Origin of the sequence: Thalassotalea euphylliae, from assembly GCF_003390335.1 — a bacterium.
GTDB lineage: Bacteria > Pseudomonadota > Gammaproteobacteria > Enterobacterales > Alteromonadaceae > Thalassotalea_F > Thalassotalea_F euphylliae_B.
The window spans coordinates 1833889-1851007 of record NZ_QUOU01000001.1; the positions used below are offsets into that span (position 1 = coordinate 1833889).

The following is a 17119-nucleotide window of genomic DNA, read 5'->3' on the forward strand; positions in this document are numbered from 1 at the left end:
GCTTCATATTTTCAGTTATCAACAAGTATCCGATGAAGTTACACTCCAAATTTGTCACCAGTTGCCAATCAATCGATGAGTATGACTGGCAGCGCTGTTTTGCCAGCGAGCAACCGTTCACTCACTACCACTTTATCAACACACTCGAAACAACCGGCTGCGTTACCCAACAAACGGGCTGGCAGCCTTGTCATTTGGTGCTGGCGAACGATCATCAGCAAGTTGTTGCCATTGTGATCCTCTACATCAAATCACACTCTTACGGCGAGTACTTATTTGATTGGAGCTGGGCTGATGCGTTTCAACAACACGGCATTGCTTACTATCCCAAAATTGTCTCTGCGGTGCCATTTACGCCAGTGACAGGGCAAAGGTTTGGCATTGCCGACGAGTTTTTAGCAGATAAAGCCTACATTTTAAGTCAAGCAACGCAGGCGATTAATGCCTTGGCGAAACAAATTGATGCCTCTATGGTGCAATGTTTGTTCTTACCTGAGCCGTACGCTGAGGCACTGCAATTAAACGGCTGGTTAAAGCGTTGTGACGTGCAATACCACTGGTTTAATCGAAACTATCAAGACTTTTCAGACTTTCTGCTGGCGCTCAATGCGCGCAAGCGAAAATCAATCAATAAAGAGCGCCAAGCGATAGTCAAACAAGGCATTACGGTAAAAACTTATCTTGCCGAGCAGCTTACCGACGAGCATTGGCAAACGTTTTATCGCTTTTACCAAGCAACCTATATGAAGCGCTCTGGTCACGATGGCTATTTATCCTCAGCATTCTTTGATGCGCTTGCCAATCCCGCGCTTGGTATCGCCCAGCGCAGCGCGCTGGTGTTTGCCTATCGAGAGGGGCGCACAATTGCCGCAGCGTTATTTTTCTATGACGACGACCAATTGTATGGACGCTATTGGGGGGCAGAGCAAGTGTTCAACAACCTGCATTTTGAATTGTGTTATTACCAAGGTATCGAACTGTGCATTAAGCTGGGGCTCTCGCGTTTTAATGCCGGAGCACAAGGGCAGCACAAGCTAAAACGCGGCTTTGAGCCCGTGTATATTCACGGCAGTTATCGCATTTATCAGCCAATATTTGCCGATGCAATAGCCGATTTTATTGAGCGTGAAGAAGCGCAACTCACCCAATACGTGGCGCAAGCTCAAACTGAATTACCTTATAAACTCAGTGGCTAGAGTGCGAATTGTCACTTGTTGCCATGCAACCAACGTCTGCTACGCAAAACGCTGCCTTATTATTCGCTTATTGTTCCCTTATTTCGCGAAGCGGCGAGAAAATAAGCCAGTGGTTAGCCCAACACCCAACAAAATACAGCCACTGCCTGCCAATGTGCTCAGGGTTATTGGCTCAGCCAAAAACAAGTAGCCCCACAATAAGCCAAATACTGGGATTAAATAAGTCACCGAAATCGCCTTCGTTGGGCCAACACTGGCAATCAGGCGGAAAAACAAAATATAGGCAATGCCAGTGCAGAAAACGCCAAGGGCGGCGACTGAATAAAACGCGCTGTGACTTGGCATTTCGCTCGGTAAAAACCACAAGGCAAAAGGCAATAACATCAAGGTCGAGCTAATTTGGCTACCTGCGGCGAGTGCTAGCGGCTTTAAATCGTGCAGGTATTGCTTGGTGTAGTTGGTGGCAATGGCGTAGCACAAGGTTGCGCTAAGCGCAGCCAATGTCGGCAGTAACAGCGTTTCTCCATCGCTACTTATTTTGCCCGACATCAACATATAGACGCCAAAAAAGCCTAACAATAACCCCATAATGCCCGCGATTGAGATCCTATCTTTTAGCCAAATAAAAGCGACAATGGCCGCAAAAATCGGCGCCGTAGCGTTTAGAACCGAGCCAACACCAGCGGAAAGTGACAATAACGCATAGCCAAACAATGCAAAGGGGATGGCCGTGTTAAATGCGCCCATGATAAAAATTTGCGGCCACCGACCACTGAGCTGCTGATGCTGACGCTTAGCCATTAAAATTGGCAGCAAAAACAAACTGGCGGTTAGTGTGCGCAGGGCAACCAGCAAAAATGGGCCAAATTCAGGCGAGCCAATACGCATAAATAAAAACGAAGCGCCCCACAGTGAGGCTAAAAAGAGGAGTTCTAAAAACGCGTTAATTGGCATATCAGCTGATGCTTTCCCAAGTTATGGAAGTGAGGAGTGACACTATTGAGTGTCGTTTGATTCGTACGGACTTATTGCCAGCACTTGTACTTTATGTAACGAGTGACATTGCCAAGTGATGTTGAAATCGTGTAAGTGCATACCGTAGATGTGCTCGTCTGGCTTGTTTTGCCGATAAGCCGGACGGGGATCTTGTGCCAATACTTGCTCGATCAAGGTTTTTAGCGCTGGCGTTGTGCTTGCCAACACTTGTTGGGCAGACTCAGAAAACGACACCGCAAGTTTAGCTTGGGGCGCTTTTTCAGCAAAGCCCGCACTCGCATCAGTTAAGCTGTCGGAATAGGGAATGTAAGGTTTAATATCAATCACCGGCGTGCCGTCGAGCAGGTCTAATCCCGACACATAAATACGGGTTTGCGCCTGATGATGGCTGAGCCTTATAGTTTCAACTTTATCAATGGGCAGCACCGACATCCCAATGCCATTGGGGCGAAAAGTAGAGCGTGTTGCCAACACTCCGATTTTCTTATTGCCGCCAAGGCGAGGGGGTTTTACTTTTGCTTTCCAACCATGGGCAAGGTTTTGGTGAAACATAAATAATACCCAAATGTGGCTGTAGCCCTCTAGCCCAGCCACCATGGCTTCGCTGTCTAAGTTTGAGGTAAGCTCGATATAACCTTTGGCGGCGGTGACTAGACCCGGCTGCCTAGGGATCGCAAACTTTTCTTTGTACGGCGAACTTACCGTACCAATCGCCGAAACACTGTAGTTATTGGTTGAAGTACTCATTGAGGCAAAGGATTACTGAATGTTTTCAACTTGGTACGCCTTGCCATAACAAACAATGCTGGCATGGCATTGGCGGCTTTCAATTTGTTGATGGGTAACTTCGGCACAACCGGAAAATACAATGGCATTAGCACCGAGTTGATAAGCGTTGCGGCGCGCTTGCGTGCGCGCTTCAATTTTATCGGGTGGTGCTAAATGTGCTTTAGCTTGACAGTGTTCGCCCTCAACCATACCGATCATTTGGTACTTGCCGGGAAACGCTTGCTCATTATCAAAAATGGTGACTTCGCCCGGCGAAAAATAATGGCTGAAATTTTCGCGATCTAAATTGGTATGCACTGTACTGATTTTGGCGCAGCTGCTTAGCAACAATGCGCAACTTGTCATACCTAAATAGGCAAGTACTTGGTTAGCGGTTAAGTGTTTAATACTCATCAAAAATGGTTCATCGAAAATAGTTGATTAAAAAATTGCTAATAGGCTTGCTCAATTAAACACAAGACACAAGGCGACTATGTTTGTTTTCGTGGTTTGCTTTCATGGCTTGCTTTCGTGTGCCCTGTTTTCATGCGTCTTATTTTCGCGCCGTTGCGACAAGCCAAAATACGCTACTATAAGCCATATACTGCCCCGACATAAAAATTACCATTTTCGGCCAAAAAGGCGTTTCTTCGCTAAAAAAGCTTAATGCCCACATGGCAGGTGCGGCAATGACTTCATAGCCGGGCAGTGAAACTGGCACCATATGGTAATTAAACAAAAAGGCGATTAACCCCAAAACAATGCCGAGTAGCCCCCAACGGGTAGCGAATTGTAACCTGCTCATCTTATTCCTTGATAGTAAAATTATCGTGCTCACAATGTTAATGATGGTCGCGCCAATGATGGCTTTAGTAATTGTTGGTCAAATAACAAATAGGCCATCGCATTAACGAAAATAACACTGCACCGCTAAATCAGCGGTGAACACAATGTCAACTCGCTTGTGATACTCACTATGGGTGACATAACCACAAGCGCCGCTAACCTCAGTGTTTACCGATTCGCCAAGCTCAATACGATAGTGATATTCCCCATCTTGCTGAGCAAGGGCATAGTAAATGGTATTGATGTTATTCGGGGCAATATCACCAAAATTCAAGTGGCTATTGGGCAGGGTAACACTGGCTTTTTCAATCAGGTAATGTGATTTATTGACTAGCGTAACGCTTGGCTGCAAGAAAAAGTAGGCTTGATACGCAAGGATTAAGCCCGCGATAAACAGCGCAGAAAAAATCACTAAACGTTTGTTTAATATGGCTAGTACATTTCGCATGAGTTGAGCATTAGCTAAGTATTAGTTGAATAAGTGATTACTTACAGAGAGTTACCTCAAACTTTACAATATTAGCGCCGTACTTCACAAGCGCTTGAATTGTTCGCTGAAATAACAGATAACTAGGACTTCGAGGGGAAGCAAATTTACCCTTTATTTTTGCTCTTTAAAAAACACTAATAATTTCAATTGGTTAAAAATCAACTGAAAATTTGGGTAAAAAAGCCTAATGCCAGTTAATTGATTGGTATTAATGATTATTCTCGCGATAAACTATTGTTCACTGCCGCACAGGCAGCTTAGAAATCGCCGGGTGCCAAGCCATTGGCGAGCATTTCGTTCACTGCCGCACAGGCAGCTTAGAAAGAGGACATCTGAAAACTTTTTGGTCAGATGTTGTTCACTGCCGCACAGGCAGCTTAGAAAACCATAAGGAATCCTTAAAACGTTGCTCATACGTTCACTGCCGCACAGGCAGCTTAGAAAGTGAGGTGATGCGTTTAGATAATGGAGATTTTGTTCACTGCCGCACAGGCAGCTTAGAAACAGAGGGTAAAACTGGGCCATGTGATGACAATGTTCACTGCCGCACAGGCAGCTTAGAAAACCAAAATTTTCAATAGCTATTTCATCAAAAAGTTCACTGCCGCACAGGCAGCTTAGAAACTTGAGTAAATGGCATTGGAAGTCTCAATAAAGTTCACTGCCGCACAGGCAGCTTAGAAAGCTCAGGCAAAACTTAAAAATAGAACGCACAAGTTCACTGCCGCACAGGCAGCTTAGAAATTGCTGCAATGCGTTGATAATCTCCGCCGAGGGTTCACTGCCGCACAGGCAGCTTAGAAAATCGTGATTTAAACCTTTAGGTGACTGTGTGCGTTCACTGCCGCACAGGCAGCTTAGAAAACTAAAGGGTCGGCGGGTGATACTGCCGCGACGTTCACTGCCGCACAGGCAGCTTAGAAAGCTATACGATGTAAAAATGCCAGGTCCGTTTCGTTCACTGCCGCACAGGCAGCTTAGAAATTTGACCATGGATGAAAATTGAATTTCAGCCAGTTCACTGCCGCACAGGCAGCTTAGAAATATATCGCAGATAAAATGGGGTTATCCCCAGTGTTCACTGCCGCACAGGCAGCTTAGAAAGCGAATGGCCTGTAAAATATCGACCATTGGCAGTTCACTGCCGCACAGGCAGCTTAGAAATTTATCCAAAAGTAAAATCAATGCTAGTTGAAGTTCACTGCCGCACAGGCAGCTTAGAAAAGTCGAGCAATTCGGCCGTTGAATGAAACGCGGTTCACTGCCGCACAGGCAGCTTAGAAAATTTATCATCAAAAGTCATTTGCTCAAAATAGGTTCACTGCCGCACAGGCAGCTTAGAAATTGCCAAAGATAGGTTTTAGATGCTTGGTAACGTTCACTGCCGCACAGGCAGCTTAGAAAATATACCGCACTGATAATGAATCAGTGGTGTAGTTCACTGCCGCACAGGCAGCTTAGAAAGTGCTCCTCTAACCGTACCAGCGCTTCGGCTTGTTCACTGCCGCACAGGCAGCTTAGAAAAGTTGACGACCATGTTTAAATGAGCGCACCACGTTCACTGCCGCACAGGCAGCTTAGAAAATGTTGTGCTTTGGCTTTCGCATCGGTGAAACGTTCACTGCCGCACAGGCAGCTTAGAAAGACAACGAACCTGCGTTAAGCATTGATAAGCGGTTCACTGCCGCACAGGCAGCTTAGAAACCTCAACCTTTGGCTTAAACCATCCTGTGATCGTTCACTGCCGCACAGGCAGCTTAGAAATATTGGTCGCCTTGGCATAAGCTATCCCTTTTTGTTCACTGCCGCACAGGCAGCTTAGAAATTGTGAAGCTACTGATAAATATTTTTCAACTTGTTCACTGCCGCACAGGCAGCTTAGAAAAATAACGATGCCAATGCACAAGCAGCAAGAATGTTCACTGCCGCACAGGCAGCTTAGAAATGAAGGTCTGGGTGACACGTCGATAATCTATCTGTTCACTGCCGCACAGGCAGCTTAGAAAGCATAGTAAAGACCGATAGCGTAGAGATAATCGTTCACTGCCGCACAGGCAGCTTAGAAAAGCTATCAAAAGCTTAAACATGCACTTTTTGGGTTCACTGCCGCACAGGCAGCTTAGAAATGTGCATCTACCTGTATCGCCTCTTCGATACGGTTCACTGCCGCACAGGCAGCTTAGAAACTAAGCTTGTTGATATTTTAATACTAAATAAAGTTCACTGCCGCACAGGCAGCTTAGAAAGAGCGAGGCGCTAAAAGCCAAATGGTGGTTATGTTCACTGCCGCACAGGCAGCTTAGAAATTTAAAATATTCATCAGCCATTTGTCTCACTGGTTCACTGCCGCACAGGCAGCTTAGAAATTCATTAGCTACGACTTTTAAAGTATTTGTTTGTTCACTGCCGCACAGGCAGCTTAGAAAATCTACGAAAAGGCACTTGTAATAAACCCAGCGTTCACTGCCGCACACGACTCCATGGAAGGAGGAGGTAGGGCGACGCATGGATGCCAAAGCCGAGGCAGCTTAGAAATCAAAACTTAATTGTTCTGTCACCATATAATGGTTCACTGCCGCACAGGCAGCTTAGAAATGCTTACCCTGACACAACGGCCGCTAGCCGTGGTTCACTGCCGCACAGGCAGCTTAGAAATGTGTGAAATTTTTTACATTTGTGCTTCAAACGTTCACTGCCGCACAGGCAGCTTAGAAATAGATCACGCACCGTCTGCGTGTCCGGCGGGGGTTCACTGCCGCACAGGCAGCTTAGAAATTAATTGCTGTTGCACTTGTAAGTGCTGCGGGGTTCACTGCCGCACAGGCAGCTTAGAAACCTGACCTCTTTTTTTGAGTTGGTTTGTAAATGTTCACTGCCGCACAGGCAGCTTAGAAATAAAAAAACACCATTCTGGAATTGTTTCAAATGTTCACTGCCGCACAGGCAGCTTAGAAATGGCGAAAAAAAGCGTTTGAACGACGTCAGCTGTTCACTGCCGCACAGGCAGCTTAGAAAGGAGGAAAACACTGGACCGAGCTTAGCAATACGTTCACTGCCGCACAGGCAGCTTAGAAAGGCAAGAGGTTTACCAAGCTAACCGTCGTTAAGTTCACTGCCGCACAGGCAGCTTAGAAAACCAGTAGGTATGTAATGCCTAGAGCCACTAAGTTCACTGCCGCACAGGCAGCTTAGAAAAGACCAACAGAAACGGCCTAAGATATCTAGCTGTTCACTGCCGCACAGGCAGCTTAGAAATATGTACATAACACAAGAACAAGTAACGCCAGGTTCACTGCCGCACAGGCAGCTTAGAAATTTAAGCAAGAAGGCATGACCGCAGCAATCGCGTTCACTGCCGCACAGGCAGCTTAGAAAATTAACTTACGCTGGTGAAGTTCACCAAGAATGTTCACTGCCGCACAGGCAGCTTAGAAATGCTTGAGTAAATCTTCAAGCTTTAAACCGGAGTTCACTGCCGCACAGGCAGCTTAGAAAAAAATGTCAGGCGTTGAGGTGGTTGAGCTCGAGTTCACTGCCGCACAGGCAGCTTAGAAAACACTTCACGGCGAACGGAGCGCAGTAGCGCTGTTCACTGCCGCACAGGCAGCTTAGAAATCAAAGGGCATGTACTGCATACGGCTAAAAATGTTCACTGCCGCACAGGCAGCTTAGAAATTTATCCAAAAGTAAAATCAATGCTAGTTGAAGTTCACTGCCGCACAGGCAGCTTAGAAAAGTCGAGCAATTCGGCCGTTGAATGAAACGCGGTTCACTGCCGCACAGGCAGCTTAGAAAATTTATCATCAAAAGTCATTTGCTCAAAATAGGTTCACTGCCGCACAGGCAGCTTAGAAATTGCCAAAGATAGGTTTTAGATGCTTGGTAACGTTCACTGCCGCACAGGCAGCTTAGAAAATATACCGCACTGATAATGAATCAGTGGTGTAGTTCACTGCCGCACAGGCAGCTTAGAAAAGTTGACGACCATGTTTAAATGAGCGCACCACGTTCACTGCCGCACAGGCAGCTTAGAAAATGTTGTGCTTTGGCTTTCGCATCGGTGAAACGTTCACTGCCGCACAGGCAGCTTAGAAAATCGGCATAAAATAACTTTGAATTTGGTTTTCGTTCACTGCCGCACAGGCAGCTTAGAAATAGCTGGTTGAACACGTAGGAAAATACTAATTGTTCACTGCCGCACAGGCAGCTTAGAAAATCTGCAAATAACTTTCTAGCGTATCAAATGAGTTCACTGCCGCACAGGCAGCTTAGAAAATAAATCATAAATTGTTCCGCTAGCTCGCTTGGTTCACTGCCGCACAGGCAGCTTAGAAAATAGAAGATGATACAAAGATAAACTACTGGGAGTTCACTGCCGCACAGGCAGCTTAGAAAGATAGTACTTTAGGCACTACTTGCTGATTTATGTTCACTGCCGCACAGGCAGCTTAGAAAAGCTATCAAAAGCTTAAACATGCACTTTTTGGGTTCACTGCCGCACAGGCAGCTTAGAAAGAAGACAGTTGCAGGTTCGGTGCCTATCACTCGTTCACTGCCGCACAGGCAGCTTAGAAAATCCCAATTTGCTATAGAACTCTTCTAACAAAGTTCACTGCCGCACAGGCAGCTTAGAAACATAAGGGAAACGTTAAGGATAGGGAAACAATTGTTCACTGCCGCACAGGCAGCTTAGAAAGAGCAAGTAAGAGATTATCTTGGCGTAACCTTGTTCACTGCCGCACAGGCAGCTTAGAAAAATCGGTAAATAAAACATTTAAGCTTATGAAAGTTCACTGCCGCACACGACTCCATGGAAGGAGGAGGTAGGGCGACGCATGGATGCCAAAGCCGAGGCAGCTTAGAAAGCTGGCTGACATGCTCTATCGCACAAAAGAAGGTTCACTGCCGCACAGGCAGCTTAGAAACCGATCACCAAAACAAAGAACGCGTTTACCTCGTTCACTGCCGCACACGACTCCATGGAAGGAGGAGGTAGGGCGACGCATGGATGCCAAAGCCGAGGCAGCTTAGAAATTCTCACGTTGGCTAAATGCGCCATAATATGAGTTCACTGCCGCACAGGCAGCTTAGAAAGTGTCACGATGCAAGCTAAACGCCTCAGCTATGTTCACTGCCGCACAGGCAGCTTAGAAATGACGGTAATGAAATGATTGACGCTCAGGCCAGTTCATTGCTGCCCAAGTCTCCATGGCAGCCAAAGCCAAAGGAATATAATTGTTGCCACACAAGCTATGAAGGAAACAGCTGCTCCACGGTTTTCATCGGGAGAAACATACGAATACAGCCATTGTGCTCACACAAAACCTGAAACCCAAATTTTGTATAAAAAGAATGTGCTGAGTTTGTCAGGCAATCAACCACAATAGCATACGCCGGCATATGCTGATTAACCTCCCACAAATACTTTAATGCGCGAATTAAGCTGATTTTGCCTAATCCCGAACCGTGAAACGCTTTGTGTACCGCTAACTGTGCCAGCAAAAAAACAGGGACTGGATATCGAGGTAATTTTTTGGCGAGCGGGCTAGGTAATGTGTCGCGACGAATTGAGGTGGGCGCTACGCTGTAAAAAGCGCAAATAGCAAACTTTTGATTTAACAATGGTTGCGCACTTGGCAGCACCATTATTCGACTAATGCCAGCCTGCATATGCTTAGCCGCTTGAGTTCTAATAAACGTGTTTAGCGCTTGCTCTCCACAGTCAAATACATTGCGATCATGCTTTGTTTTACTTAGCTCAACAAATTCGGTAGCCCAACTCACTTAATCTTGCTCTTATCGGTGAATTTTGCTGCTGCTAACAACGCCTGATTGGGTGCTTGAGCTTGCTCGCATGCCGACATGAACTCGTCAAAAACACTGGCACTTACCGTCATACTTTCATGCTCTTTAATAACATGAGTGGCGTCTTCATCCATTAGCCTAACCACATATTCGGTTAGACTTTTAAGCCCCAGTAATGCCGACGCTTTTTCGGCTTTCGCTTTGATCTCTTCATCAAGGCGAATATCTAAACGAGCAGTTGCCATAATCATACACTCCTAGTGTACGGAGCCATTCCGTAAATCTATTCCGCAAACATTTGTTCTGGTCAACTCCAGCCGGACACTTTTCTAAAAGAATTTTCATACTCTACTGGTGACAGATCACCATTAGCTGAATGCAGTCTTTCTAAGTTGTAATACTTCATATAATCGACAACATCATTTTTCATATGCTCACGCGTAGGTTGAGCCACTTTAAGTAACCAATCATGTTTCAAACTGCCAAAGAACCTCTCCACTACTGCGTTATCCCAACAGGCTCCCACATCACCCATACTCGCTCGAATACCAAATTGTTCGAGCAGCTGACGGTAACGCTTACTGGTGTATTGAGAGCCTCGGTCAGAGTGGAATACTAAGCCTTTAGCTGGTTTTCTCAGGTTATAAGCCCTAATCATGGCTTTCATCACTAAGTCAGTCGTCATACGTTTATCTATATGCCAACCAACAATGCGTCGAGAATATAAATCCATCACAACAGCAAGATACATCCAACCTTCGCCTGTTTTTAAATAAGTCACATCACCAGCCCAAATCTGATTTGGCCCCAACGGATTAAAGTTCTGATTAAGCAAATTATCTGCAACTGCATCAGCATGCTTACGCTTCGTTGTTACCTTGTAGGCAACTCGCTGCTTTACTTTCAGGTTCAACGCTTCCATGAGCTTTCGAGTTCTGTGCTTACCAATTTCAAAGCCTTCTTTGCGTAAGTTTTTATGTAGCTCGCGATAGCCCAAGCTTTCACGACTGCGTTTAAACAGCGCTTTAGCTCGCCGATATAAATGAAGCTCTTCTGCCGTAATTAACTTGGCTGGCCGTTTGAGCCATGCATAGTAAGCAGAGCGACTGACTTGCATCACAGCACACATCTTGCGGACGTCATGAGCCTGACTATTGGCTTTGACGAACTCGTACTTTACTTCATTTCTTTCGCAAAGAAGGCGCTTGCCTTTTTTAAGATCTCTTTCTCCACTTTGAGTTCTTTAACTTCTTTTCTCAGTCGTTTTAGCTCTGCTCGTTCACCTTCACTTAACGCATTGCCAGCTTGTTGTTGTTCAAGTTTAGCTTTCCAGTTATAAATGAGTTTAGTTGTAATTCCCAAAGAGGCTGCGGCTTGTGAGACCGTATAGCCTTGCTCAGTCACTAAAGCTACAGCTTCTTGTTTAAATTCGGTTGTATAGGTTTTGTTTTTTCGTTTTGTCATTTAACACCTCAATATTGGAACATTGTCCTTTATTAAAGTGTCCGGCTCAATTAAACCAGTTCAATTGGTGGATTATAAAACAGCTCAGCGAAACTTACAATTTGTACGGATACGTGACGGATGATGGAGGATGAGATTATGCACCTGTTTAGTTTTTCATCTTAACAAACTTGATAGTTGTGCGTTCACTGCCGAATACGCAGCCGAGGAAATTCAAAGTGCACAAAATGCTTGAAATATAGGCTAGTATGTCAACGCTTTGACTGGAAAATAGACAATAACGTTACGGTTTGTAATTCACTATTTTTTTTCCTTTTGATTTTGATAGCATCAAAGCGACTGAAAAACAGGAATTAAATTATGGATGATTTTTCGCCTAGCGATATGAAGTCAATTCTGCATTCCAAGCGCGCGAATATGTTCTACCTTGAATACTGCCGCGTGATGCAAAAAGATGGCAGGGTGCTCTACCTCACAGAGGCCGACAAAGAAAACCAATATTTCAATATTCCTATCGCCAACACCACGGTGTTACTGCTCGGCAACGGTACTTCTATTACGCAAGCGGCCATGCGTATGCTAGCTCAAGCAGGAGTGCTGGTTGGCTTTACTGGCGGCGGTGGTACGCCACTGCACATGGCTTGTGAAGTTGAGTGGTTCACACCACAGAGTGAATATCGACCCACAGAATACCTTCAAGCTTGGCTCCAATTCTGGTTTGATGATGAAAAGCGCTTAGCCGCTGCGAAACAATTCCAACAAGCCCGTATCGCGTATCTTGAAAAAGTGTGGCGTCGCGATCGCGAATTAAAAACAGAAGGCTTTGATTTCAATAACATCAATGTGCAAAACGCACTTGGCACCTTTAATCAGCGCACAGACCAAGCAACAAAGCCACAGGAATTATTGCTAACTGAAGCACAACTGACCAAAGTGCTTTATAAATTCGCTGCGAACTCAACCAATACCCAAGGCTTTAAGCGTCAGCACAACAGTACCGACAAAGCTAACGACTTTTTAAACCATGGTAATTATTTAGCTTATGGTTTAGCAGCCAGTTGTTTATGGGTACTGGGCATTCCTCATGGCTTTGCTGTAATGCATGGTAAAACACGGCGCGGCGCGCTAGTTTTTGATATTGCCGACTTGATTAAAGACGCCATCGTGCTGCCATGGGCCTTCGTTTGCGCCAAAGAAAACGCTACCGAACAAGAATTTCGCCAACAAGTACTGCAAGCCTTTACTGATCATAAAGCCTTAGATTTTATGTTTGATACGGTGAAAGGCGTAGCTCTCTACAATAGTAAAGAGCAGTAAAAACAGCTGCCTGTGCGGCAGTGAATACCTAAGGTTTGTAATTATCATTCTAAGCTACATTTGCTGTAGTACTTTTAGTGTAGCAATTTTATTTGAAAAATATAGGCTCAAATATTTTAGTATTGTATTTATCGGAACTTGATTTTTAAAAGAACACATATAGTCTTTTTAATAGGGCGGAATATAACCAGCGTATGTATTCACTGGCACTGATTCTTAGCCCTTGGATGCGACATTTGGTATATGCCGTAGTCATCAAGGGGGCTGCTATTTTACTTGTGCAATAGCAGCTTTACCCTGACTCGAAAAGGATTTGTTAAAAAATATGATGGTCACCTTTGTCTCGCAATGCGAGAAAAATGCGCTCAAGAAAACCCGCCGTGTACTCGACGCCTTTGCTAACCGCATTGGCGATAACACTTGGCAGACGCTTATTACCGAGGACAGCCTACTGACTGTTAAAAAAATGCTGCGCCAAACCGCCACCAAAAGCACGGCAGTAAGCTGCCATTGGATACGATCACGTTCACGCAGCCAATTTTTATGGGTAGTAGGCAATAAACGAAAGTTTAATAATGAAGGTATGGTGCCAGTGAATAGTACCCAAGTTGTAGATATTAAAATGGACGAAACTAAAATTATGAATACAGTTGCCTACGCTAACACGAATAAACAGTTATTAACTCATCACTTGTTTGCGGTTGGTTTTGTTGCATCTCAGTTGATCAAGCGAATGATTAAATCTGATGATGTGAAATATTTTGAAAAGCTGGCATTTGTTGCTGGTTGTTTGCACGATATTGGCAAGCTGGATCCTGAATTTCAATCTTGGCTAAATGGCTTGTTAGAAAAAAACAAGCATGCGGAGGAAACGGCTGACGGTGTGCATATTGAAAAGGGTAAGTTCTCATGGGAAAAACATGCCAGCCATAACGAAATTTCTCTGTTGATGTATCACCTAATCAATGATGAATCGAACAAGGTAATTAACGCTAAAAGCAAAAATTCGATTAAACACGTTATTTATTGGCATCATGCCAAGCGCTTTAGAAAAGAAGACTTACCAAACTTAGAATACATATACAAAAAGCTCGCTAAAAGTTTAGGTAACATCAAGTTTAAAGATTTCTATCAGGCAACACTTTCTTTAATTGAACAAACCAACCAACTAAGCAAGGATTACGGTGTCGATCTTGAAGTAGAAGGGCTGTTAAAAACACTCGATAGAGATAAGTTTGAAGATATTTCCACGATAAAGTTGCCTGATTATAAAAAATATTCCCGTATCCACGAGGATGTTGACGAGTATTTAAGTGATGTGGTTGTGAATGCCAGAAATAACTTAATTCGCGCGGCTGTAATCAGTGCAGATCGGTTAGTCTCTCAGCTAAGTGGTGAGCAGCTAGAGTATCATATTGAAGAACAAACTCTTAACCATCTGCTTGATAGCGCTTTGTTAAAAGACAGGGGGTTAACAACACATATCAAAGCTTGTTTAGCTGAATTTGAGAAAAATTATCCCGATAGTGAGCGAAATAAAGCACAGCAAGAAGTTGCTGCTCAATTAGCTGAGGTAGACGATGATAGCCACGTAAAGGTGTTAAATGGCCCCGCTGGCTGTGGCAAAACAAAAATCGCGCTTGAGTGGGCATTAAATACTCATGCTAAGAAAATCATTTGGGTATGCCCGCGAGTGCAAGTGTGTCAAGGGCTGTTCAAAGACTTAACCAGTCAAGCGTATCTTCCCAGCGCACAAGTCGAAATTAATACCGGTGAATTCAAATTTATCAATAGCGATAAGTGTGAGACACCAGTTGGTCAAGAATTCTCTGGTGATGTTGTACTGACGACTATAGACCAAGTGATTAATGCGATCACAACCCACCGCAACGTAACTAACCTTGTCGAGTTTATGAATGCCCATATTGTATTTGATGAATTCCACGAATATATCAATATGCCAGCTTTTAATTTGCTCTATGCCGAGTTAATTCAGGCGAAAAAGTGGCAGGGGAGCCAAGCAAATACGCTGTTGGTGTCAGCAACGCCCAATCACTATTTTATTCGAGAATTCTTGGATATTGATGACATTGTGAATATGCCAAGCTTTAATCAAAGCAAGTATCAAATTCAATTCCAGCGGTATTACGAAGCATTTTGCGATGATACTCACCCACTGTATCAACTACAGCCAAGCGATAAGAAGACCTTTGTTATCAGTAATGTTGCAACAACAGCTCAACTTGCCTTTATTGAGCATCAGCAGAACGAAAACGCTGTATTACTGCATTCAAAATTTAAAAAAGCAGATAAGTTGTCGTTGTTTACGCGTGTATTTGACGCGTTTAAACAACAGGGTAGTGGCGAATATGATGTGCTACGAAGTGGCCCAATTGTACAGGCATCACTGAATATTAGCTGTGATGCAATGACAACGGAATTTACCAATGCTGAAAACAGCTTACAACGACTTGGTCGTTTGGATCGCTTTGGTGAAAACAAAGAGGTAAATCAGCTTATGATTGCGGTTCCAGAGTCAATACATTCGGGTAAAGGCAACGGTGCGTGTGCACGATTTTTAGGTCGTTTATTTAGCTTCCAGTCAGCTAAAGCATGGTATCAGTTTTTACTTGAGCAAGAAGTAGAGGGAAAAGTACAAACAATTACTGATATTTATGCGCTTTACACTAACTTCTACAAATCAAGCCGAGGACTTCAAGCTGTAGAAGAAGACTTTCTTGCCGCACTAAAGAAAAGTACACAGATTATTGATGCCAAAGTGCACGACCCTCTATCAGCTCCTAAAAGAAAGGTTGCCGATAAAAAGCAAGCCATTAAAACAAGTTCACTGCGCGGAGACAATCGCTTTGTCAATATGGTGCTGTGTGACCTGACAGATAGCAAGCAACCCAAAATATTAGACGAATATGTTAATACCACTAGCGAACAAGGTGGCTTAACTGAATCACTCGATCTCATTCGAAATACAGGGTTAATTGATTATGTCGCACAAAAAGACAGCCGAATTAATGAAAATACCTTAGTGAAAGGCATTAAAGCGAATCAAATTAACAAACGTAAAATGCTAATCGAAGGTGCAGCAACCAGCCCAGAAAATGCCATTTATTTAAGCTACATCAAGTCAGATCTTGAGAAAATAGGCGAGTCTGTTGCTCATCAAGAAGCTATTTATTATGCCATTTGTGACAAGCAAGCAATTGGCAAACTTTCAATCAATCAGTTTATGGAAACTGAATAAGTAACCTCAGTAAGGAAAAATCATGGAAAAGGTAACAGGCATTAAAAGTGTCGATTTTAAAGTTATTGCACTTGGTCATGGCGTTGTTAATTGGAACGGGCCTACGACATTAACAGGTAATGGCGGTCAAACGGTTGATAACCATACGTTGCCTAAGCTAAGAGGCTATACCAATCTCACAGGAAAAATTAAAGAAGAGACAGGTTACAAATACAAAAAAGAAGCAACGGATATAGATTTTAAAGATAACCCTCTCTATATCAGCCAAAACTGTATTCGCCATCACCTGTTTAAATCGCAGTCGTTTGATTTGCATTATGCGAAAAAAACAAATTTACAACAAGTACTTGCTTCAATTACTGGTTTAGTTCGTGGCTATGTCGTGCCAGCGACACAAAACAAACGCACAAGCCCGTTATTAATTGAAGACTTTGTTGATCAATTGGGTAATGGTAATTTTGAGCAATTTGGTCAAGCGGGGGAGAGAGACAATTCGTCTTTCTTTTCGAAAACGACCTTTGGCGATACTCAATATATTTCTTACGGTTCGATCAGTATTGAGCAATTGCAGTTTATCTCGCTCGATAAAAAGTTTGATCGTGAAGCTATGGAAATTAAGGAAGGCCAAGGCGAAGAGATAGCACAAGAGATTCAGGCATTTATTCACTCATTAAATCCAGAACTAACGCCTAAAGCAACTTTCCATAAAAACTATGTTCGTAGCGGCACTATTTTTGAAGAGGGCGAAGTGGGGATTTTACTCAATGATGATGCAATAAAAGCACTCGTTGGTTATACGCTTAGCTTAATCTCTGAGCTGTCTATTCGTCAGGCAAAATCTTATATGTATGTTGATAGCGTTATTGTTGACTACAACGACAGCCATAAAATGATGCGCATTAAACGCGATGAAGCCAGCATTTCAGAAGTGCCAGAATCTAACTTTGCCAGCTACTTTTATGCTAAGTAGGAGTCGTA

At 43.9% G+C, this 17119-nt stretch carries 12 protein-coding genes and 2 CRISPR repeat arrays; of the genes, 4 read left to right on the forward strand and 8 right to left on the reverse strand.

Going from position 1 to position 17119, the window contains the following annotated elements; genetic code table 11:
* Nucleotides 1-32 precede the first annotated feature (32 nt).
* Nucleotides 33-1196: a GNAT family N-acetyltransferase gene (locus DXX93_RS08060; RefSeq protein ID WP_116007654.1), complete on the forward strand. Its 1164-nt coding sequence runs from the start codon at nucleotides 33-35 to the stop codon at nucleotides 1194-1196.
* A gap of 78 nt (nucleotides 1197-1274) precedes the next feature.
* Here the strand turns inward: DXX93_RS08060 and DXX93_RS08065 are convergent, their stop codons facing one another.
* From DXX93_RS08065 to DXX93_RS08100, 8 genes are all read right to left on the reverse strand, one after another.
* Nucleotides 1275-2150, reverse strand: coding sequence for a DMT family transporter (locus DXX93_RS08065; RefSeq protein ID WP_116007655.1), 876 nt, complete (start codon nucleotides 2148-2150; stop codon nucleotides 1275-1277).
* Between the two features lie 42 nt (nucleotides 2151-2192).
* Nucleotides 2193-2939, reverse strand: coding sequence for a tRNA (N6-threonylcarbamoyladenosine(37)-N6)-methyltransferase TrmO (gene tsaA, locus DXX93_RS08070; RefSeq protein WP_116007656.1), 747 nt, complete (start codon nucleotides 2937-2939; stop codon nucleotides 2193-2195).
* A 12-nt stretch (nucleotides 2940-2951) separates the two neighbouring features.
* The gene (gene rcsF / locus DXX93_RS08075; protein ID WP_116007657.1) at nucleotides 2952-3374 is read right to left on the reverse strand and encodes an Rcs stress response system protein RcsF; all 423 of its coding nucleotides are present in this window, start codon (nucleotides 3372-3374) and stop codon (nucleotides 2952-2954) included.
* Nucleotides 3375-3513: 139 nt separating this feature from the next.
* Complete coding sequence (locus tag DXX93_RS08080) at nucleotides 3514-3765, reverse strand: hypothetical protein (RefSeq protein ID WP_116007658.1); 252 nt, start codon at nucleotides 3763-3765, stop codon at nucleotides 3514-3516.
* Nucleotides 3766-3867: 102 nt separating this feature from the next.
* A complete protein-coding gene (locus tag DXX93_RS08085; protein ID WP_116007659.1) occupies nucleotides 3868-4254 on the reverse strand; it encodes a hypothetical protein in 387 nt (128 codons plus the stop codon).
* A gap of 278 nt (nucleotides 4255-4532) precedes the next feature.
* A CRISPR array of direct repeats spans nucleotides 4533-6723; the repeat unit is 28 nt; unit sequence GTTCACTGCCGCACAGGCAGCTTAGAAA.
* Between the two features lie 140 nt (nucleotides 6724-6863).
* Nucleotides 6864-9053: a CRISPR direct-repeat array (repeat unit 28 nt; unit sequence GTTCACTGCCGCACAGGCAGCTTAGAAA).
* Nucleotides 9054-9546: 493 nt separating this feature from the next.
* Nucleotides 9547-10080, reverse strand: a complete 534-nt coding sequence (locus DXX93_RS08090) for a GNAT family N-acetyltransferase (protein ID WP_116007660.1) — start codon at nucleotides 10078-10080, stop codon at nucleotides 9547-9549.
* Nucleotides 10077-10346, reverse strand: a complete 270-nt coding sequence (locus tag DXX93_RS08095; protein WP_116009882.1) for a type II toxin-antitoxin system TacA family antitoxin — start codon at nucleotides 10344-10346, stop codon at nucleotides 10077-10079. Before DXX93_RS08095 ends, DXX93_RS08090 begins: the two co-directional genes overlap by 4 nt.
* Before the next feature lie 62 nt (nucleotides 10347-10408).
* Nucleotides 10409-11565, reverse strand: a protein-coding gene (locus tag DXX93_RS08100; protein WP_116007661.1) for an IS3 family transposase whose coding sequence is annotated in 2 segments (ribosomal slippage) — nucleotides 10409-11322 and nucleotides 11322-11565 — 1158 coding nt in all. Because the reading frame shifts where the segments join, the coding sequence is not laid out codon by codon here.
* Between the two features lie 360 nt (nucleotides 11566-11925).
* Here DXX93_RS08100 and cas1f point away from each other — a divergent pair.
* The 3 genes from cas1f to cas7fv all read left to right on the forward strand — a co-directional run bounded on the left by cas1f (nucleotide 11926) and on the right by cas7fv (nucleotide 17111).
* Complete coding sequence (gene cas1f, locus DXX93_RS08105) at nucleotides 11926-12882, forward strand: type I-F CRISPR-associated endonuclease Cas1f (protein WP_116007662.1); 957 nt, start codon at nucleotides 11926-11928, stop codon at nucleotides 12880-12882.
* Between the two features lie 325 nt (nucleotides 12883-13207).
* Nucleotides 13208-16141, forward strand: a complete 2934-nt coding sequence (locus DXX93_RS08110; protein WP_116007663.1) for a CRISPR-associated endonuclease Cas3'' — start codon at nucleotides 13208-13210, stop codon at nucleotides 16139-16141.
* A gap of 22 nt (nucleotides 16142-16163) precedes the next feature.
* On the forward strand, nucleotides 16164-17111 hold the full coding sequence (gene cas7fv, locus DXX93_RS08115; RefSeq protein ID WP_116007664.1) for a type I-Fv CRISPR-associated protein Cas7fv: 948 nt from the start codon (nucleotides 16164-16166) through the stop codon (nucleotides 17109-17111).
* Nucleotides 17112-17119: the final 8 nt, after the last annotated feature.